Genomic DNA, 19988 nt, shown 5'->3' on the forward strand with positions numbered 1-19988 from the left:
GCCGTTCACGCCTTCGTGATCGGTCATTTCAGCGTCACGTCGAGCACCAGCTCGCGGCCCTGCCGGACCACGGTCACGGGAACGCGGTCGCCGACCTGGTGCCGGTCCACTGCCACGATGAGTTCGTCGGCGCTACCGACCTTGCGGTCGCCGACCTTGATGATCACGTCGCCTTCGGCCATCCCGCCACCTGCGGCGGAACTGCCGTCCTGCACGTTCTGCACCTGAGCGCCGTCGGCCAGCCCGTCGCTGACGGACTTCACGTTGACGCCGAGATCGGCGTGCCGGACGGTGCCGGTGCGGATGAGCTCCTGCGCGATGCGCCGGACGTCGTCGATCGGGATCGCGAACCCGAGTCCGATCGAGCCGCCCTCGCCGCCCGAACCGAGCGTGCGGATCGCGCTGTTGATGCCGACCACCGCGCCCGATCCGTCGACCAGCGCGCCACCGGAGTTGCCCGGGTTGATGGCGGCGTCGGTCTGGATCGCGTCGATGACCGCATTGGTGTCGGTGCCCTCCCCGGCCAGCCGGACCGGCCGGTGCACCGAGCTGACGATGCCGGTGGTGACGGTGCCCGCCAGGCCCAGCGGCGAGCCGATCGCGATGACGTCGTCGCCGACCCGCAGCTCGTCCGAGTCGCCGAGCTGAGCGACGGTCGGGTTGGAGACCTCGACCTTGAGCACCGCGAGGTCGGTCTTGACGTCCCGGCCCACGACCCTCGCCGGGGCCCGGGTGCCGTCGTGGAAGACCGTCGAGACCTGCGCGTTCGGGGTGTCGGCGGCCATCGAGACGACGTGGTTGTTGGTGACCACGTAGCCGTTGCCGTCGATGACCACGCCCGAACCGGAACCGCCCTGCCCACCGATGCGGACCTCGATGGAGACCACCGCAGGAACCACGCGCTGCGCCACCTGGGACACCGCGCCGCGCGGCCGGTCACCGGAGCCCTGATCGACCTCGGCGAGCGTGACATCAGGGTTGACCAGCGGGTTCCCCTCCTCGGCCGTGATCCGGCCGAGGAAACCGCCCACGAGGCCGACGAGCAGCGCGACCACGCCGAGGATCGCCAGCGCGCGCGGGTGCACGCGATGGCCGAAGATCACTTCTCGGGCGCTGAGCAGCGGCCCCCGTTCGCGTTCGCCGTCGTCGTCGGGCTGCTCCTCGGACACCGCCGGCGGGCCGAGGATCGCGCCGGCCGTCGGGTCCCGCCACGGGTCCCGGTCGCCGGAGTTCCACAGCACCGGGTCGGGCTCGGTCTCCGCCGTCATGGGCTGCTCGCCCGGCGCGCGTTGCAGCGGGTCGCTGCTCTGCGGCGGGCGGCCGAACGCCTGCACCAGCGCATCCGGCGGGGGAGGGGCCTGTTCGATGCCGCGCGCGGGCAGACCGTGTTCGTGGGGATCGAAGCTGCCCGACACGCCATGAGGCCGGGCGAAGGCGTTGCGCTGCGACGGGTCGACCTCGGGCCGATCCAGGGGGCGCGGCTGGAGCCGATCGGGCGTGCGCCCGTTGCTGTCGTGGGACCGGGCGGGAGCGGAACCGATTTGGTCCGCGGGCACGCCGCGGCTCGTCATGGCGCCGCCCTGCCACGGGTGCACCGGCTCTGCCCCCTGCTGGCCTCGTGCAGGGCCGTCCCGGCGCTCGTCGGGACCCTGCGCGGGCGTTCCTGGCTGGTCGCTCATCGCTCCCCGGGCTGTCCGATCGGGCTCGTCGCTTCGAGTGGATCACACGGGCGCACGGCCCGCCTCACCGGCATGGTGCCGACGACCCCATCTTGCCCGCAGCTCGGTGAAGTCCGCGTGGAGTGGGCGCGAAATCGCCAGCCCGCTACTCGTTGGGCGGCGCGGTGGAGGCGACAGCGGGTGGGGCGGACGCGGGTGGTGCGGGTTGAACGGCTGCGACCTGCGGTTTCGGTGGCGCGGTCGAGCTCGCCGGGACGTTCTCCGACGGCAGCGCGGTGTTGCCCGCGGCCGGGATGACGGCGTTGGTGAAGGCACCACCGGGAAGCGGTACGGGAGCGCCCGGCAGCGGGTGCCCGTCCTCGTCGGTGATGGGCAGGTTCATGAACGCCAGAGCACCGAGCACCAGCCCGGAGAACACGACGCCGGCGCCCTGCTTGGTGCGCCGCGAGGCCCGCCGGTCGGCGGAGTCCTCAGGCGGGTCGTCGTAGGAGGTGACGCTGGTTCCCAGCGGCTGGTGCGAGCCGCCGAGCGGCGTGGACGACCCGAGCACCGGACCGCTGCCGAAGCGCTTCAGGCGTTCCGGGCGGGACACGGTGACGAGCTGGCCGTCCTCGGTCAGAGCGAGGTTCTCGGGCTGTGCGGGGAGTTCGGCGCTGGAGGGGATGGCCTGCAGCGCCTGCAGGAGCTCCGGCGAGACCGACGGGGTGTCGGCCGCGCGGACCGCCGCGCGGGCCTGCCGCTGAGCGGCGGCGTCCGCCGTGCACGCGGGGCATCCGGCCAGGTGGGCCACCGCGCGGTCGTGGGCGCTCGGGCTGAGCTCACCGTCGACGAAAGCGACGAGAGCGTCCAGCGCGAGGTGCTGCTCGGACAGCCCCCACCCCCGCAGAACCGTCATCCGTCAATCCTCCCGGCTTGTTCGCGACGCGCTTCGAGCGTGGACTTCAGCATCTGGCGCCCGCGGTGGATCCTGCTGCGCACGGTACCCAGCTTCACGCCCAGGGTGGTACCGATCTCCTCGTAGGAGAGGCCCTCGACGTCGCAGAGCACGATGGCCGCGCGGAACTCCGGCGGAAGCTGGTCCAGCGCTGCCTGCAGGTCGGGATCGAGGTGGGTGTCGTGGAAGACCTGCTCCGGCGTCGGACCGCCACCGGGCAACCGGTCGGTGTCCTCCGGCAGGCCCTCCATGCGCAGGCGGGACCTGCGGCGGGCCATGTCCAGGAACAGGTTGGTCGTGATCCGGTGCAGCCAGCCCTCGAACGTGCCCGGCTTGTAGGACGCCAGGGAGCGGAACACCCGGATGAACGTCTCCTGGGTGAGGTCCTCGGCGTCGTGCTGGTTTCCGGACAGGCGGTAGGCGAGCCGGTAGACCCGGTCCGCGTGCTGCCGAACCACTTCATCCCAGCTGGGCGGGGTCCAGGCCGCTTCCTCCGCGCCGGGCGAGACGGTGCTCGGCGTAACGCTCTTCTCGTGGGACCGGTCGGTGCCGGGGGCCACGCTCATCGGCTGTGTTGCCATCGGGCGAAAAGCCACCTCCTGTGGGCTTGCATCTACCAGAACGACTGGGGCGGGAGCCTTGTTCCCGCGCCCCGTTCACCGGTGAGACGCCGATGGGTGTCGGTTTGTGACGCCACTGTCGTCCTCCCTGGTGAAACCGGCATGAAAGCGGCCTGAGAAGGGCCTGAGAGTTTGGGTGAGGCTGCTCTCACCCGCTCGGCCCTGCACCGTTGATCACCCTGCGTGACGGAATGTCGCACATGGAAACGGCCGTCTAACGATGTCGTCCGGAAACATCATCTGCGGGCGGAACGCCGATAACCTTTCGCGTTGTGATACCCGAGAGGTCGGTGGCCCGCTACTCGATGAGCGGCGATGAGGTGGGTGAGCAGGCACGTGCCCGCCCGATCGGCGATGGTCCGCAGGGCCAGCCGGTCGGTGCGTCGTCGCTGCACGTGCTGCGGTTCCTCGCTGCCGCGCTGCGGGCCAAGGCCGTCGTCGAGATCGGCACGGGATCCGGCGAGAGCGCCCGCTGGCTGCTCCGCGGGATGCTGCCCGACGGCGTGCTGACCTCGATCGACGGCGATCCGGCCAACCACCGCACGGCCCGGGCCGCGTTGCGCGAGGAGGGCATCGCGCCCGCGCGCACGCGGTTGATCAACGGGCGCGCGGTGGAGATGCTGCCGCGCTTGACCGAAGGCGGCTACGACCTGGTGTCGGTCGGCGTCGCCAGCACCGACTACCCCGCTTACCTGGAGCTGGGCGCGCGGCTGCTGCGGCCCGGCGGGGTCATCGTGTTCGCCGGGGTCCAGCTCGGCGGCGAGCACGACAACCGCAGCGCGCTGGCCGCGGCCGTCCGCGCGCTGGTCAAAGCCGTGCAGGACGACGAGGACCTGGTCCCGGTGACGTTGCCGACCGGGCCAGGTCTCCTCGCCGTCGCGAAGCGCTGACGTTTCACTGAGAACCCGCGGCGGTGCGAGCTGAGTCCCACACCTGAGACAGCGGCTGCTGCCGCCTTCGCCGAAGGAAGGAAAGCCTAGGCCGGCGAGACCGACAGGAGCTTGCCCGCCAGGCCGCGGGCGCGGGTGCCGAGGCGCTTGGCGATGTCGCTGAGCGCCGCAGCCGCCGGGGAGTCCGGCTCCTGCAGCACCAGCGGCTCACCCGCGTCGCCGCACTCGCGCAGCCTCGGGTCCAGCGGGATCTGGCCCAGCAGCGGCACCTCGGTGCCCAGCGCGCGGCTCAGCGAGTCGGCCACGATCTGGCCGCCGCCGGAACCGAAGACCTCCATGCGCTGGCCGTCGGGCATCTCCATCCAGGACATGTTCTCCACGACGCCCGCCAGCCGCTGGCGGGTCTGCATGGCGATCGCACCGGCGCGCTCGGCGACCTCGGCGGCCGCCTGCTGCGGGGTGGTGACGACCAGGATCTCGGCGTTGGGGATCAGCTGGGCGGTGGACAGCGCGACGTCGCCGGTGCCCGGCGGCAGGTCGAGCAGCAGCACGTCCAGGTCGCCCCAGAAGACGTCGGAGAGGAACTGCTGCAGCGCGCGGTGCAGCATCGGCCCGCGCCAGACCACCGGGGTGTTGCCCGGGGTGAACATGCCGATCGAGATGACCTTCACGCCGTGCGACTGCGGCGGCATGATCATCTTCTCGACCTGGGTGGGCTTGCCGCCGGCTCCCAGCATGCGCGGCACCGAGTGGCCGTAGATGTCGGCGTCGACGACGCCGACGGACAGGCCGCGCGCGGCCATCGAGGCGGCCAGGTTGACCGTGACGCTGGACTTGCCGACGCCGCCCTTGCCGGAGGCCACGCAGTACACGCGGGTCATCGAGCCCGGCTCGGCGAAGGGGATGCGCGGCTCCTCGGCGTCGCCGCGCAGGCTGCGGCGCAGCTCGGTGCGCTGCTCGTCGCTCATCACGTCGAGCTCGACCTGCACCGAGGACACGCCGTCGACGGCGGAGACGGCGTCGGTCACCCGCTGCGTGATCGTCTCGCGCATCGGGCAGCCCTGGACCGTCAGGTAGACCCCGACCTCGACCGCCCCGCCGTCGCCGATGGACACGCCCTTGACCATGCCCAGGTCGGTGATCGGCTTGCGGATCTCCGGGTCCTCGACCTTCGTGAGGGCCTGGCGGACGGCTTCCTCGGTCGGTGCGGACTGCGTACTGGTCACGGTTACCTCGACAAGCGTTGGTGAACGTGGTGGGGACGGGAACGAATCCCGCCGAACCAGAAAAGGGTCTCACACCCCCAATCGGCAATTCCCATGTTACGGACGAGTAGCCCACGACGGCCAACACCATCGCCGCCGGTAGGACCGTCACCCGGTGTTCTTGGCCGGGGCGCTGCGGAGTCAAGGGGATGCGGACAGTAATATCCGTCACGTGGCCGAGACGGCTCTGGACCGATTACCGACTCGAAACGAACTGCTGGCGTACCGCAGTTTCCTGCGCGCGCACGCCCGGGTCACGCGCTGCCTGGAAGGCGATCTGATCGCCGAGCAAAGGCTGACGCTGGCCGCCTACGACGTGCTGGAAGCGCTGACCGAAGCGCCGGAGCAACGGCTCCGGATGACCGAACTCGCTGATGTCGTGCTGCTCTCCCGCTCAGGGGTGACCCGACTCGTCGATCGGCTCGAAAGACTCGGACTCGTCCGCCGCGTGCGGGTCGACTCCGACGGGCGCGGCGTGCAGGCGGTGATCACCGAACGAGGTGAGGGACGGCTGCGGATGGCCGCGTCGACCCACCGGCACGGTGTCGCGCGCTACTTCCTCGACGCCGCCGACGGCGAGCTGGAGACCCTGGTGCGCGCCTGCGAACGCCTCGCGGACGGGGGTGTGCCCTCGCCTCCCGGTCAGCGTGCGCAAGCATGAGCGGGTGAACTCCCCGATCAAGGCGGTCGGCCTGGTGCGGTACGTGGACCAGCGGTTGCTGCTGGTGCGCTCCCAGGACCAGGTGGCCTTCTACCTGCCCGGCGGCACCATCGAACCCGGCGAGACCGAGCAGCACGCGCTGCACCGCGAGGTCGCCGAAGAGCTCGGCGTCGTCCTGCGCGAACCCGAGTTCTTCGCCCGCTACCGCACCGACGCGGTCGGCCGCGGCGACGGCGTCCAGGTCGATCTCGCCTGCTACACGGGCGCCGTCGACGGCGAACCGGTCGCCTCGGCGGAGATCGCCGAGCTCGGCTGGTTCACCCGCGCCGAGTACGCCGAGCACCGCGTCACGGCTCCGGCGATCGTCGAGCTCTTCGCCGATCTCGACTCCGGGCTATGACGTGTGCCCCCGGCCGGTGCGGGCCCTGCGCTTCTCCTGCGGGCTCTCCAGGCCGGGGATCTCCTCGCGGAGGCGGTCGAGCTCGCTGCGGATGTAGTCGCGGGTGGCGACCTCTCCGATGGCCAGCCGCAGCGCCGCGAGTTCGCGCGCCAGGTAGTCGGTGTCGGCCTTGGTCTGCGCCGCCCGCGCCCGGTCCTCCTCCAGCGAGACCCGGTCGCGGTCGTCCTGCCGGTTCTGGGCGAGCAGGATCAGCGGGGCCGCGTACGACGCCTGGGTGGAGAAGCACAGGTTCAGCAGGATGAACGGGTAGGGGTCCCAGGCGTATCCGACCGCGAGCAGGTTCACCGCGATCCAGCTGATCACCAGCACCGTCATCCAGAACAGGAACTTTCCGGTCCCCAGGAATCGGGCGATGCGCTCGGAGAACCGCCCGAACATCTCCGGGTCGAACGAGACGTTCAACCGGCGTTCGGCGCGGGGTTGGTCCAGCCGGCGGTGGGTGAGCAGCTCGGGCATTAGCGGGCCTCCTGGGACGTCGGCTCCTCCGGTTCCCGGTCGGGCAGGCCGCTCTGCCGCCATCCACCGGGGAGCAGGTGGTCGAGCAGGTCGTCGACGGTGACCGCGCCGATGAGGTGCTCCTCGTCGTCGAGCACCGGCCCGCACACCAGGTTGTAGGCGGCGAAGTAGCGGGTGAGCTCCGACAGCGGCGCCAGCGGCGGCAGACTCGCGAGGTCGGTGTCCAGCGCGCCGGCGACCAGCGTGGACGGCGGTTCGCGCAGCAGCCGCTGCAGGTGCACGCACCCCAGGTAGCGGCCGGTCGGGGTGGCGCTGGGCGCGCGGCAGACGAAGACCATGCTGGCCACCGCGATCGGCAGGTCCGGGTTGCGGGCCATCGCCAGGGCCTCGGCGATGGTGGCGTCCGGCGTGACCACGAGCGGTTCCGGCGTCATCAGCCCGCCCGCCGTGTCGGCGGAGAACTCCAGCAGGCGCTTGACCGGCTCGGACTCCTCCGGGGCCATCAGCTCCAGCAACCGGACCTTGTCGATCTCGGGCAGTTCGGCGAGCAGGTCGGCGGCGTCGTCGGGGTTCATCGCTTCGAGGACGTCGGCGGCGCGCTCGTCGTCGAGGTAGGCGAGCAGGTCCTTCTGATCGTCCTCGGGGAGCTCTTCCACGATGTCGGCCAGCCGCTCGTCGTCGAGCGCCTCGGCGACCTCGTAGCGCCGCTTGCTCGGCAGCTCGTGCAAGGTGCTCGCGACGTCGACCGCGCGCATCGTGTCGAACATCGACAGCAGCTGCTGCACGCCCTGCGGGCTGCCGGTGACCTCGGCGAACTCCAGACCCTCCACCTGGTCCCAGTCCAGCACCCTCGTCGGTCCGCGCCGGCCCAGCCGGCCGGTGCGCTCGCGGACCGCGAGCTTGGTCAGCTGCCAGTCGCGGGTGCGGGTCTGCTCCAGCGCGGAGTCGACCAGCACCGCCGAGGCCGACTCGATGCGCACCTGGGCGTCGAGCAGTTCGCCGAGCACCAGCATCTCGTTGGGGCGCTTGGTGAAGGCCCGCAGGTTCACCGAGCCGGTGGTGAGGGTGACCGCGGCGGCCTCGATGCGGGTGACCCGCAGCATCGGCACGAAGATCCGCCGTCGGGTGGGCAGTTCCACGACCAGCCCGAGGACGCGCGGCGGTTGCCGCCGGACGCTGAGCGCGGCGACCACGTCGCGGACCCGCCCGATGGGTTCGCCGTCCGGACCGAACACGGACAGTCCCGCCATCCGGGCGGCGAAGACCCTGGTTACGGCCACCATGTCGATCAGGCTAGGCACAACCGGCCCGGCTCGCCGGACGGCGTGATAGACACCTGGCATGAGCATGGTGGAAGGTGCGCGGCGCAGCTGCCTGGCGGTGCCGGGGTCGAGCGCGAAGATGATCGACAAGGCTCGCGGGCTGGCGGTCGACCAGTTCTTCCTCGACCTGGAGGACGCGGTCGCCCCGCTGGCCAAGGCCGAGGCGCGGGACCGGATCGTCGGCGCGCTCAACGAGGGCGGCTGGGACGGCAAGATCCGTTCGGTGCGGGTCAACGCGCTGGACACCGAGTGGACCTACCGCGACGTGGTGACCGTCGTCGAGGGCGCCGGTGCCGAGCTGGACTCGATCATCCTGCCGAAGGTCTCCACGCCTGATCACGTGCGCTGGCTGGACCTGACGCTGTCGCAGATCGAGCGCGCCACGGGCCTGGAGCCCGGACGCATCGGCATCGAGCCGCAGATCGAGGACGCGCGCGGGCTCGTCGAGATCGACAACATCGCCACCGCATCGCCCCGGGTGGCCGCGCTGATCTACGGGCCGGCCGACTTCATGGCCTCGATCAACATGCGGTCGCTGGTCGTCGGGCACCAGCCGCCCGGTTACGACGTGGGCGACGCCTACCACTACGCGCTGTTCCGCATCCTCACCGCGGCGCGCGCGGCCGACGTGCAGGCCATCGACGGTCCGTACCTGCAGATCAAGGACGTCGACGGGTTGCGCGCGGTCGGCGGTCGTTCCGCCGCGCTCGGCTTCGACGGCAAGTGGGTGCTGCACCCGGCCCAGGTCGACGCGGTCAACGAGCTCTTCTCGCCGCGCCAGGAGGACTACGACCACGCCGAGAACATCCTCGACGCCTACGAGTGGCACACCTCCGCCGCGGGCGGCAAGCGCGGTGCGGCGATGCTCGGTGACGAGATGATCGACGAGGCCTCCCGCAAGATGGCGCTGGTCATCTCGGGCAAGGGACGCGCAGCGGGAATGTCGCGCACCGACCGCTGGACTCCGCCGGAGGAGTGACTCCTTCACCGCGATTCCCCTGCGGTGACCCGATTTCAGTGGAAATCCGTTCCCTGATCTCCACTGAAATCGGGGTCCCGTTCTGGATTCCGGCCAAATTCCCGGCCCGGTCGCGGTACGTTCGTGATCGTGGACGACGGGGACGAGCTGCGCCTGGCGCTCGCCATGCGCGGCGGCGCGAGCATGGCGGTGTGGATCGGCGGAGCCGTCGCCGAGATCAACGAGCTCCGCGAATCATTGGACGGCACCGGGGATTCCGAGCACCCGTGGGCCGCGCTGGCGCGGCTGGCCGGATACCGGTCGGTGAGCGTCGACGTGCTCGCCGGGGCCTCGGCGGGTGGCCTCAACGCCGCGCTGATGTCGGCGACGCTGGTCTACGGGATGCCGTTCGAGCGGATGCGGCGGACGTGGATCCGGCTGGCCGACCTGGAGGCGATGGCCCGGCCGGTGCCGAAGTTCTGGCAGCGCGGACCCGCCTCGCTGCTGGAAGGCGACGACTACTTCCGCGCCGAGCTCGCCCGCGTCATCCGCGACAACGCCCCACCCGCCGAGCAGCAGCCGGGCCGCCGCGCCGACATGCTGCTCACCGCCACCTTGCTGGATCCGCTGGTGGAGCCGCACCACGACGCCCGCATCGGACCGATGCCGCTGGAGCGGCGGGCCGCGCGGCTGACCTTCCACCACGAAGGCCTTGCGGGGGACCCGCTCTCGGACTTCGGCGACCTCGACGACACCGCGCTGCGCCTCGCGCACGCCGCGCGCGCCACCTCGTCGTTCCCGTTCGCCTTCGAACCCGCGAAGGTGCGCTCCGGGCCGGGCGAACCCCCGGCCGGTGAACCGAACATGCTGGGCCTGTTCTCCGAAACCAGCACGGGCACAACGCCGTTCCGGGTGATCGACGGCGGGGTGCTGGACAACATCCCGGTCACCGCCGCGATCGAGGCGATCGCCCAGGCCCCGGCCGACCGGCCCACCCGGCGCTTCCTGCTCTACCTCAACCCCGATCCGGTCGTCTCGCGCGGGCAGCGGCCCGGTTCGGGGCGCGCGGTGCCGGTGGCGGTGGCGGCGCTGCGCAGCCGGTTCACCCAGGAATCCCTGCTGTCGGACCTCGACGAGCTCGCCGAGCACAACCGGGCGGTGGACGGGAACGCGTTGCGCCGCAAGGCCTTGTTCGCCCCGGTGCGCGAACACCCCGAGCGGTTGGCCGAGCACGTCGCGTTCGTGGCGGCCGATCACGCGGTGGTGCGCGCGGAACTCGATGCGCAGGCGGTGCACGCGCTGCTGACCGACCCCTCGGGTTCGGAGGACGGCACGCTGCTGCCGCCGGTGATCGGTGACCCGCTCGCGGAGTGGTCGGCGCGCGCCCGCGACCTGCTCCCCGACCGGCTCGCGGCTTTGGCCCGGCAAGCCGGCCCCGAGATCTTCGACGACGCGCACGGGCTGCGCACCGCCGTGCAGGAGTGCCTGGGCTGGGCCTGGGACATCGAACGATCCGCGCAGGTCGGTGCCTGCAAGGCGCAGCTGTACCGGCTGCGGGCCTTCGCCGGGGTGCTGGCCGGTCACGCCGACCGCTACTGGATCAACGGCGCGCAGCTGGAACCGATCGTGGAGACCGGCGAGCTCGACGACTGGATCCGCAGGGTGCAGCGCCGCCGCGAACGCCTGCAGCACCGGCTGCCCTCGCCGATCGAGCCGCTGCTGGGAGCCGTGCTGCGCGCGGTCTCCGACGGCGACGGGTTCCAGCAGGCGCTGGCCGAGTTCGCCGCCGAACTCCAGTCCATGGTGGAGTCCTCGGGAGCGGACGCGGCCCCGGACGCCGACGGGGTGGACGCGGTGGCGCGGGCCCGGGAGGTGCTCCACGGCATCGCCGACCGGCTGGCCGAAGCGGCTCCGGCCAGGATGGAACCCGTCGCGGCCGAACAGGTCGGCTACGCGCTGCTGGAGACCACCGCACGCCGTCCCGAGGTGCTGCGGAAGCTCGTCGTGCTGACCGCGCCGCTGGACGTCGGCCGCGCGCCGACCACGCGCATCGACCTGCTCCGCGTGGTCAGCGACGAGCACACCCCGCTGCCGTTCACCGCGCTGCGCCGCGACGGCGCGCTGCGCATCGAGGACAAGATCCGCGGCCTCGACCTCGGCAGCTTCGGCGCGTTCCTGTCGGCGAAATGGCGCGCCAACGACTGGATGTGGGGCCGGATGGATACCGCCGCCACTCTCGTCGGCATGCTCGCCGACCCGCAGCGCCTGGTGCGGCACGGCGATCCCGAGCGGCTCAGCGAGGCGCTGCGGGCCGTCGTCAGCAGTCCCACCGAGGCCGAACTCGGTGCGCTCGACGAAACCCGGGCCGAGCGGTGGCGCGGGTTCCTCGCGGAGGTGTGGGCGCGCCACGCGGGCGAGGTCCGCGCCGAGCTCGACGCGATGTTCGCCGCGCCCGACGACCAGCACCCGCTGACCGAGACCCGCGGGCTGCTCACCGAGCGTCTGCAGTGGACGATCGCGGCGGTGGAGGTCCCGCACGTCGAGTCGGTGCCGACAGGTGCTGCCCCGGACGGCGGTGCCGAACCGGTGGTGCCGCGACCGGACGAGCTGTCCCGCTCGGTGGAGAGCTTCGACGTCGGCCGCCAGCGGGTCCGCGACCTGGGCGAGACGCGCCTGCTGTCGCTGGCCACGCGCTTCGGCCTGCTCGGCTACCGAGCGGCCCAGCCGTCCGGGGGCGGTGTCCTGCGGTTCCTGGGTCGCGCGGCGATGGCGCTGGTCAAGCCGCTGCTGATGCTCGCCGCGTTCGCGGTCGCCGCGCCGAAGCGAGCGGCGCTGCTCGGCTTCGTCACGGCCTTCGCCCTGACGCTCACCGCGGGTGGCGCGATGTTCGAGCCCGAACTGGGGCCCGCAACGCTCCTCCCGGGGGACTGCCCGCCGAGGGCGATGTGCGCGGTGCAGTCGCAGACTCTGACTCAGACCAGCGGGTCGGCGTTGATCGACTTCTCCGGTGCCGACGTCGGCGATGTGGCTCCGTTGGCCGCGCTGTTCGTGCTGGGGTTCGCGATCTGGGTCGGCCGCTGCTTCACCAGATCCTTCGGCAGCGGACTCGCGCGCTGGGCACCGGCGCTCGTGGTCTGCGCACTCCTGATCGCCGCGGCACTCGGCGCGCACAGCACCGGCCTGCGCCTCGGCCCGCTCGGGGTCGTGCTGGTCGCGACCGTCCTGACCTGGTTCGCCGCGGTGGCCTACCGGCTGCCCGCCAGGATCGGTGCGACGGTCCTGACCCCGCTGGTCTCGCTGGGCGTGCTGTGGCTCGTCCTCGCGGAGCGATCGGACCTCGGCACCTGGCTGAGCCTCACCGCGCTGGCCCTGGCCTACGCCCACGTCCTCCACGCGAGCACCGTCGACGTCCTCAAACCCCGCCCCAGGCCGACCGCCGCAGACCCGGCCGCCACACCCCGCCGAGAACCCGGTGCCGACCCCGTGCCGCGCACTTGACGCAGGTCAGCAGCCCGATCCCGGCCTGACAGGACCGACCACACCCGAGGAGAACCTCCGACCCTTCACCCGAGCGGGGTGGGTATCGGGTGCGCATCAGTGCGGGGGCGTTCATGATCTCGGGGGGATACTGCGAGGTAGCCTGGTCGTAGGGGCGGTTTGTCCCGGGATTTGCAGTTCAACGGAGGTGTCAGCGGTGTCCAACCCCTTTACCGGCGCGAGCCGGCCGGCGCCGGGCACACCCAACCTGCCCACGCCACCCACCGGCTGGCCGATCGGTTCCTACGGCAAGTACGAAGAAGCGCAGCGGGCCGTCGACCACCTGGCCGACAGCGACTTCCCCGTCCAGGAGGTCACCATCGTCGGCGTCGACCTGATGCTGGTCGAGCGCGTGACCGGCAGGCTGACCTGGGGACGCGTGCTCGGCGGTGGGGCAGCCTCGGGCGCCTGGTTCGGCCTGTTCGTCGGCCTGATCATGGGCATGTTCACCCCGCAGGGCAGCTGGATCGCCCCGGTGCTGGCAGGTCTCGGCGCCGGCATCGTGTTCGGCCTGGTCTTCGCCGCCGTCGGCTACGCCTCCACGCGCGGCCGCCGGGACTTCTCCTCGGCCAGCCAGCTCGTCGCAGGGCGTTACGACGTACTCGCCCAGCCGAAGCACGCCGAGCAGGGGCGGGATCTTCTCGCCAAGCTCGCCATGCGCCCGCCGGCTTCGTAGGTCGTTCCTCGGCTGCTTCGCGGTGCGGGTTCACTGGGGTGAACTCAGTGGAAGTCGGGCGGGGTGCGGGAGGCCTGTGGCAGGGGGTCGTGCGGACAGGACGCAGGAACCTGACCAACGAACCCCCACCACAAGATCGCCCCCCACCACAAGGCCAGGACCAGCGCCGTCGCGGGCCGAATTCGAATTTCGCGCGAAATTCGAACCGCAAAGTCTCGACTCGAATTTCGCGCGAAATTCGAATTCTCACGCCCTGAGCGAACGCGCGTGGGAACTCCGATACACGGTGCTGCGGCTGTCCTCCGCGGAGAGCCGATCAGAACCTGCCGCGGTGCCGGTTGCTCGGTGAGGCGACTTCGTCGCTCGCTCGACGGTTGTTCGGGAACCCCTTCCAGCCCCTGCTTCCTCTCGTCTTGATTTCAACGAAAACCCTGTTCTGGCGGCCGAAACGGCTAAGTGATCCGGGGCTAATGGGGGAGCGGTTGCATCGGTTGTTCACCGGTTCTTCACGGGTTGGCAACAAGGCTCGAGAGTCCTTGCCCTCCGTGATCATCGGGCCTTAGCTTTCCGACCACCGGCTGACCGCCGGTGGTCGTGGTGCGACGGAGCGTTGGCTGAATCCCGGGAGCTCGGTCGCGCTCGCGACCAGGGCACCGGAAGGACCGATAGTGAAAGTTCGCCGCACTCGTACGGCGGCATTGCTGGGCGCGTCCCTGGTGTGCGCGTCGGCGTTGACCGCATGCGGCCAAGCCGCAAGTGCCAACACGATCAACCTCTACAGCGCACCCGAGGAGAACCTGCAGCACAACGTCGATCGCTGCAACGCCAAAGCCGCAGGCAAGTACAACATCGTCTACCACAAGCTGCCCCGAGACGCCGACGGCCAGCGCGAGCAGATGGTGCGCCGCCTCGCCGCCGGGGACACCGGCATGGACCTGCTCTACCTCGACGTCACCTGGACCGGCGAGTTCGCCGAGGCCAACTGGGTCCGCGAGTGGACCGGCGCCGACAAGGCCGAGGTCGAGCAGGACACCCTGCCCGGCCCGCTGGAAACCGCGACCTGGCAGGGCAAGCTCTACGCGGCGCCGAAGAACACCAACGTGCAGCTCCTCTGGTACCGCAAGGACCTCGTCCCCCAGGCGCCCCAGAGCTGGGGAGAGATGATCTCGACCGCCCAGCGCCTCAAGCAGGAGGGCAAGCCGCACTGGATCACCCTCACCGGTGCGCAGTTCGAGGGCCTGTACGTGCACTACAACACGCTGCTGGAATCGGCGGGCGGGCACGTGATCGGTGAGGACGGCAAGACCGCCGTCGTCGACCAGGGCGCGGTGCGCGGGCTGGAAGCCCTGCGCGACCTCGGCAACGCGGGCGTCACCAGCCCCGGCATGAACAACGCCGAGGAGGACGACGCGCGGCAGGAGTTCGAGACCGGTCAGTCGGCCTTCGAGCTCAACTGGCCGTTCGTCTACGCCTCGATGCAGGAGGAGAAGCCCGAACTCGCCGCGAAGGTCGGCTGGGCGCGCCTGCCCGGCCTCGACCCGAACGTGCCCAGCAAGTCCACCATCGGCGGCGCCAACTACGCGGTCAGCAGCTACTCCACCAAGCCGGAGCTGTCCTTCGAGGCCGCGAAGTGCCTGCGCGACAAGGAGAGCCAGAAGTTTTCCGCCGTCAACGACGGCGTGCCGCCCACCAGCGAGTCGCTCTACTCCGACCCGGAGCTGCAGGCCGAGTACCCGATGCACGAGACGATCCTGCAAGCCCTCAAGGACCCGGGGATGCGACCGGTGACCCCGGCCGCCCAGAACGTCTCGACGGTGCTGTCCAACATGCTCAGCCCGATCGCCGAGATCGATCCGCAGGCCACCGCCGAGCGGATGCGCCGCGAGGTGCAGAACGCCCTGGAGTCCAAGGGAGTGATGCCCTGATGGCGACCACCGTCGAAGGCCCCGTCAGCGACGGCAAGCGGGCCGAACGCCGGCTCGGCATGATGCTGGCGGCCCCGGCCGCGCTGGTGATGATCGCCGTCACCGGCTGGCCGATCCTCTACGCGTTCTGGCTGTCCTTCCAGCGCTTCGACCTGAAGTACCCGGACCAGCGGGAGTTCGTCTGGTTCGACAACTACATCACCGTGCTCACCAACACCTACTGGTGGAGCGCGTTCTGGGTGACCATCCTCGTCACCGCCGTCTCGGTGCTGGTCGAGTTCGTGCTGGGCATGTCGCTGGCGCTGATCATGCACCGGGCGCTGGTCGGCAAGGGACTGGTGCGCACGGTCAGCCTCATCCCGTACGGCATCGTCACGGTCGTCGCGGCGTTCAGCTGGCGCTATGCCTGGACCCCGGACACCGGCTACCTGGCCAACGCCATCGCCCCCAGCGGGGCTCCGCTGACCGAGTACGGCAGCGCGCTGGCGATCGTCATCGTCGCCGAGATCTGGAAGACCACGCCGTTCATGGCGCTGCTGCTGATGTCTGGGCTCGCGCTGGTGCCCGACGACCTGCTCAAGGCGGCGGCGATGGACGGCGCGGGAGCCTGGCAGCGGTTCGTCAAGGTCATGCTGCCGGTGATGAAGCCCGCGATCCTGGTCGCGCTGCTGTTCCGGACCCTCGACGCCTTCCGCGTCTTCGACCACATCGTGGTGCTCACCGGGGGAGCGCAGGACACCTCGTCGGTGTCGGTGCTCGCCTACAACAACCTCATCAAGGGACTCAACCTGGGCATCGGATCGACGATGTCGGTGCTGATCTTCATCGCGGTCGCGCTCATCGCGTGGATCTTCGTGAAGCTCTTCGGCACCGCGGCCCCGGGCAGCGAAGAGAAGGGGAGGGGCTGATGGCCGGCCTCGGCGGGACACCGACGCCCGCGCGCAAAGCCAAGTGGGCCGCGCTCAACGTCATCGTGGTGGCCTACGCGCTGCTCCCGGTGCTGTGGATCCTGTCGCTGTCGTTCAAGACCTCCGACACCCTCTCCGACGGGAACCTGATCCCGCGCGAGTGGACGCTGGAGAACTACGCGGCGATCTTCTCCACCACCGAGTTCACCCGCGCGCTGCTGAACTCCATAGGCATCGCGCTGATCGCCACGGCGATCGCCGTCGTGCTGGGCACCATGGCCGCCTACGCCATCGCCCGGCTCGACTTCCCCGGCAAGCGAGCGCTGGTCGGGGCGTCCCTGCTGATCGCGATGTTCCCGCAGGTCTCGCTGGTCTCGCCGCTGTTCGACATCGAGCGGACGGTGGGCCTGTTCGACACCTGGCCGGGACTGATCCTGCCCTACATCACCTTCTCGCTGCCGCTGGCGATCTACACGCTGTCGGCGTTCTTCCGGGAGATCCCGTGGGAGCTGGAGAAGGCGGCAAAGATGGACGGCGCCACACCCGCGCAGGCGTTCCGCCGGGTGATCGCACCGCTGGCCGCACCGGGCGTGTTCACCACCGCGATCCTGGTGTTCATCTTCTGCTGGAACGACTTCCTGTTCGCCATCTCGCTGACGTCGACGGCGAACTCGCGAACGGTTCCGGTGGCGCTGCAGTTCTTCACCGGCGACTCGCAGTTCGAGGACCCGACCGGGACGATCTCCGCCGCCGCAGTGGTGATCACCATTCCGATCATCCTGTTCGTGCTGTTCTTCCAGCGACGCATCGTGTCCGGACTGACCTCCGGCGCAGTGAAGGGGTAAGCAAGTGGCCGACATCGTGCTGGACAAGGTGACCAAGCGCTATCCGGACGGGGCGCTGGCGGTCAACGAGGTCAACCTGGAGATCGCCGACGGCGAGTTCGTGATCCTGGTCGGTCCGTCGGGTTGCGGGAAGTCGACCACGCTCAACATGATCGCCGGGCTGGAGGACATCAGCGGCGGCGAGCTGCGCATCGGCGGGCAGCGGATGAACGAGCGCGCGCCCAAGGACCGCGACATCGCGATGGTCTTCCAGTCCTACGCGCTCTACCCGCACATGACCGTGTTCGAGAACATGGCCTTTCCGCTGCGACTGGCCAAAGTGGACAACGCGACGGTGGAGGACAAGGTCACGGAGGCCGCGAAGATCCTCGACCTGAGCAACCACCTGGACCGCAGGCCGGCCAACCTCTCGGGTGGTCAGCGGCAGCGGGTCGCGATGGGCCGGGCGATCGTGCGCAGCCCGAAGGCGTTCCTGATGGACGAGCCGCTGTCCAACTTGGACGCCAAGCTGCGGGTGCAGATGCGCACCTCGGTGTCGAAGCTGCAGAAGCAGCTGGGCACCACCACCGTCTACGTCACCCACGACCAGACCGAGGCGATGACCCTCGGCGACCGCGTCGTGGTGCTGCGCGGCGGCGTGGTGCAGCAGGTGGGGCCGCCGCAGCACCTCTACGAGAACCCGGCGAACCTGTTCGTGGCGGGCTTCATCGGCTCGCCCGCGATGAACTTCGTGCCGGTGGAACTCGCGGAGGGCGAGCTGCGCAGCGCCCTCGGCGACGTGCCGCTGCCGGAGCGGTTGCGCAAGGCCGCGGAGGCCGCCGACGCCCCTCGGGACCTGGTGCTGGGCATCCGCCCGGAGCACTTCGAGGACGCCGCGCTGGTCGACGACGCGGTCAAGACCAGGGGAGCGACGTTCACCGGTGAGGTGGACGTGGTCGAGGAGATGGGCTCGGACAAGTACGTCTACTTCACGCTGCAGGGCGCCAAGGCCAGCAGCGCGGAGCTCGACGAGCTGGCCGCCGACAGCGGCAGCTCCGAGGTGCCCACCGACGACGGCCAGGTCGTCACCCGCCTGTCGGTGGAGTCGCGGGCTCGGGAGAACTCCGAGCTCTCGGTCTGGTTCGACACCGACAAGATCCACCTGTTCAACCCGAAGACGGGCGAGACGATCAGGTAGCGGATGAGGAAGGGGTCGGCTCCGCCCTGAGACCAGGGCTGGAGCCGACCCCTCAGCGCGGCGCTCAAAGCTGGTTCGCGATGAGCACGAACTCCATCGCGATCCAGCCCGCGAGCAGGGCGACGAGAACGGCGAGCTTGCTGGAGAGCAGGCGAGTCATGGCGGTGCCTCCCAACGGGAAAACGAGATTCTGGTTGCTGCAGATCCGTTTTCACGATGTGGGCCCGCGGTCTACCCGGGCATGTGCCGTTAGCGCACGGTGGCGCTCGGCGCGGGGACCACGTCCCACATCGCGCCGGGTTTTCGCTGCACCCAAGCGGAGTGCCGGAACAACTTCTCGGCGATCTCCCGGCGGGACACGGGACTTCGCCGCGAGTTGAGGAGCCGTTGCCGCTTCGGCGCGCAGGTGTTCAGCGCTTGCATGTCGGACCTCCTCACTTCCACGTACGACATCGGTTCGAGCGGCGGAATCGTTACAGCCACTTGTTCTTCCGGAAGATCTTGAACAAGACCATGCAGGCGACGAGCATCACGACCATCACCATCGGATAGCCGAACTTCCAACCGGTTTCGGGCATGAAGTCGAAGTTCATGCCGTAGATCCCGGCGATCATCGTCGGCGTGGAGATGATCGCGACCCAGGCCGAGATCTTGCGCATGTCGGTGTTCTGCTGGAGCGTGATCTTGGCGAGCGTGGCGTCCACCAGCGTGGTCAGCAACTCGTCGAAGGCCCCGACCATTTCCGAGACCCGCGCCAGGTGGTCCTCGACGTTGCGGAAGTAGGAGCGCACGTCCTCGGCGATCATCGGCGTGTACCCCTCGGCCAGCCGCTGCATCGGCTTCGACAGCGGCTGCACCGCCCGCCGCAGCTCCATGACCTCGCGCTTCATCAGGTAGATCTGCTCGGCGTCGATCTTGGTCCGGGGTTCGAAGACCTCGGCCTCGATCTCGTCGATGTCGTCCTGGATCGCCTCGGTGACGTCCAGGTAGTTGTCCACCACCGTGTCGGCAACCCCGTGCAGCACCGCTGACGGGCCCAGCGCCAGCTGCTCGGGGTCGTCCTCCAGCCGGCAGCGGAGGTCGCCCAGCTCGGCGTGCTTGCCGTGCCGGACGGTGATCACGAAGTCCCGGCCGAGGAAGACCATCAGCTCACCGGTGTCGACGATCTCGCTGGTCGCGGTGCGGGTCTCGGTGTCGGTGTAGCGGACCGTCTTGAGCACCATGAACAGCGTGTTGTCGTAGCGCTCCAGCTTGGGCCGCTGGTGCGCGTGCACCGCGTCCTCGACCGCGAGCTCGTGCAGCCCGAAGGTCTCGGCGATGCCGTTGATCTGCTCCTCGGTCGGTTCGTGCAGCCCGATCCAGACGAACCCGGTGCCGCGCCGGCGGACCTCGTCGATGGCGTCGGCGTGGTTCCAGGTCCCCTCCAGCCGGTGGCCGTCGACGTAGACGGCGCAGTCCACCACGTAGGCGGACACCGGCGCGGGCTTGCGAGCGACGGGCTGGGCCGCGCGACCGTTGCGGTTGCGCAGGCCGAGCGAAGGCAGGTTCGGCACGACGGCCTCCAGGGGGTTCCGGGGCCCAGGAACGTGCGTGGCGCGAGACCGGTGGTGGTCCGGTCGGCGGTCGTCCGGACGGTCGTCCGGACGCTGCACCGCGGCGGTGTTCCCTCGGGCGG

General features: G+C 70.2%; 18 protein-coding genes. 10 read left to right on the plus strand and 8 right to left on the minus strand.

Going from position 1 to position 19988, the window contains the following annotated elements:
* Window positions 1-23 precede the first annotated feature (23 nt).
* The 3 genes from AB0J78_RS15150 to sigE form a co-directional block, all read right to left on the minus strand.
* Entirely contained in the window at window positions 24-1679 is a 1656-nt protein-coding gene (locus AB0J78_RS15150) for a trypsin-like peptidase domain-containing protein (protein WP_363789516.1), read from the minus strand.
* Window positions 1680-1824: 145 nt separating this feature from the next.
* Complete coding sequence (locus AB0J78_RS15155; protein WP_363789517.1) at window positions 1825-2574, minus strand: zf-HC2 domain-containing protein; 750 nt, start codon at window positions 2572-2574, stop codon at window positions 1825-1827.
* The gene (gene sigE, locus AB0J78_RS15160; protein ID WP_235875309.1) at window positions 2571-3194 is read right to left on the minus strand and encodes an RNA polymerase sigma factor SigE; all 624 of its coding nucleotides are present in this window, start codon (window positions 3192-3194) and stop codon (window positions 2571-2573) included. The genes AB0J78_RS15155 and sigE overlap by 4 nt, the downstream gene beginning before the upstream one ends.
* 311 nt (window positions 3195-3505) lie before the next feature.
* Between sigE and AB0J78_RS15165 the strand changes: the two genes are divergently transcribed.
* The gene (locus tag AB0J78_RS15165; RefSeq protein WP_363789518.1) at window positions 3506-4123 is read left to right on the plus strand and encodes a class I SAM-dependent methyltransferase; all 618 of its coding nucleotides are present in this window, start codon (window positions 3506-3508) and stop codon (window positions 4121-4123) included.
* Window positions 4124-4209: 86 nt separating this feature from the next.
* Here AB0J78_RS15165 and AB0J78_RS15170 read toward each other — a convergent pair whose 3' ends face one another.
* Entirely contained in the window at window positions 4210-5349 is a 1140-nt protein-coding gene (locus AB0J78_RS15170) for an Mrp/NBP35 family ATP-binding protein (protein WP_363789519.1), read from the minus strand.
* Between the two features lie 211 nt (window positions 5350-5560).
* Here AB0J78_RS15170 and AB0J78_RS15175 point away from each other — a divergent pair, with 211 nt between their 5' ends.
* Both AB0J78_RS15175 and AB0J78_RS15180 read left to right on the plus strand, forming a co-directional pair.
* Complete coding sequence (locus tag AB0J78_RS15175; RefSeq protein ID WP_363789520.1) at window positions 5561-6049, plus strand: MarR family transcriptional regulator; 489 nt, start codon at window positions 5561-5563, stop codon at window positions 6047-6049.
* Between the two features lie 4 nt (window positions 6050-6053).
* The gene (locus AB0J78_RS15180) at window positions 6054-6449 is read left to right on the plus strand and encodes an NUDIX domain-containing protein (RefSeq protein ID WP_363789521.1); all 396 of its coding nucleotides are present in this window, start codon (window positions 6054-6056) and stop codon (window positions 6447-6449) included.
* Here the strand turns inward: AB0J78_RS15180 and AB0J78_RS15185 are convergent.
* Together AB0J78_RS15185 and AB0J78_RS15190 are read right to left on the minus strand one after the other, a co-directional pair.
* Window positions 6444-6965, minus strand: a complete 522-nt coding sequence (locus tag AB0J78_RS15185) for a DUF1003 domain-containing protein (protein ID WP_363789522.1) — start codon at window positions 6963-6965, stop codon at window positions 6444-6446. The genes AB0J78_RS15180 and AB0J78_RS15185 overlap by 6 nt on opposite strands.
* Window positions 6965-8248: a CBS domain-containing protein gene (locus tag AB0J78_RS15190; RefSeq protein WP_363789523.1), complete on the minus strand. Its 1284-nt coding sequence runs from the start codon at window positions 8246-8248 to the stop codon at window positions 6965-6967. Before AB0J78_RS15190 ends, AB0J78_RS15185 begins: the two co-directional genes overlap by 1 nt.
* A gap of 58 nt (window positions 8249-8306) precedes the next feature.
* On the opposite strand from AB0J78_RS15190, the gene AB0J78_RS15195 reads away from it, so the two are divergent.
* The 7 genes from AB0J78_RS15195 (at window position 8307) to ugpC (ending at window position 18313) form a co-directional block, all read left to right on the plus strand.
* Window positions 8307-9266, plus strand: coding sequence for a CoA ester lyase (locus tag AB0J78_RS15195; protein WP_363789524.1), 960 nt, complete (start codon window positions 8307-8309; stop codon window positions 9264-9266).
* 129 nt (window positions 9267-9395) lie between these two features.
* Complete coding sequence (locus AB0J78_RS15200; protein WP_363789525.1) at window positions 9396-12743, plus strand: patatin-like protein; 3348 nt, start codon at window positions 9396-9398, stop codon at window positions 12741-12743.
* 196 nt (window positions 12744-12939) lie between these two features.
* The gene (locus AB0J78_RS15205) at window positions 12940-13458 is read left to right on the plus strand and encodes a general stress protein (protein WP_132685604.1); all 519 of its coding nucleotides are present in this window, start codon (window positions 12940-12942) and stop codon (window positions 13456-13458) included.
* 668 nt (window positions 13459-14126) lie between these two features.
* Window positions 14127-15383 carry an ABC transporter substrate-binding protein gene (locus tag AB0J78_RS15210; RefSeq protein WP_363789526.1) on the plus strand — a complete coding sequence of 419 codons (1257 nt, stop codon included), beginning with the start codon at window positions 14127-14129 and terminating at the stop codon, window positions 15381-15383.
* Entirely contained in the window at window positions 15383-16291 is a 909-nt protein-coding gene (locus tag AB0J78_RS15215) for a sugar ABC transporter permease (protein ID WP_363789527.1), read from the plus strand. The genes AB0J78_RS15210 and AB0J78_RS15215 overlap by 1 nt, the downstream gene beginning before the upstream one ends.
* Window positions 16291-17136 carry a carbohydrate ABC transporter permease gene (locus AB0J78_RS15220; RefSeq protein WP_132627329.1) on the plus strand — a complete coding sequence of 282 codons (846 nt, stop codon included), beginning with the start codon at window positions 16291-16293 and terminating at the stop codon, window positions 17134-17136. Before AB0J78_RS15215 ends, AB0J78_RS15220 begins: the two co-directional genes overlap by 1 nt.
* A gap of 4 nt (window positions 17137-17140) precedes the next feature.
* A complete protein-coding gene (ugpC, locus tag AB0J78_RS15225; RefSeq protein ID WP_363789528.1) occupies window positions 17141-18313 on the plus strand; it encodes a sn-glycerol-3-phosphate ABC transporter ATP-binding protein UgpC in 1173 nt (390 codons plus the stop codon).
* Window positions 18314-18562: 249 nt separating this feature from the next.
* Here the strand turns inward: ugpC and AB0J78_RS15230 are convergent, their stop codons facing one another.
* Both AB0J78_RS15230 and corA read right to left on the minus strand, forming a co-directional pair.
* Window positions 18563-18736 (minus strand): hypothetical protein, encoded by a 174-nt coding sequence (locus tag AB0J78_RS15230; RefSeq protein WP_363789529.1) that lies wholly within the window; start codon window positions 18734-18736, stop codon window positions 18563-18565.
* 50 nt (window positions 18737-18786) lie between these two features.
* A complete protein-coding gene (gene corA / locus AB0J78_RS15235) occupies window positions 18787-19866 on the minus strand; it encodes a magnesium/cobalt transporter CorA (RefSeq protein ID WP_363789530.1) in 1080 nt (359 codons plus the stop codon).
* Window positions 19867-19988 lie beyond the last annotated feature (122 nt).

It is taken from the genome of Saccharopolyspora sp. NPDC049426, assembly GCF_040676935.1.
GTDB lineage: Bacteria > Actinomycetota > Actinomycetes > Mycobacteriales > Pseudonocardiaceae > Saccharopolyspora.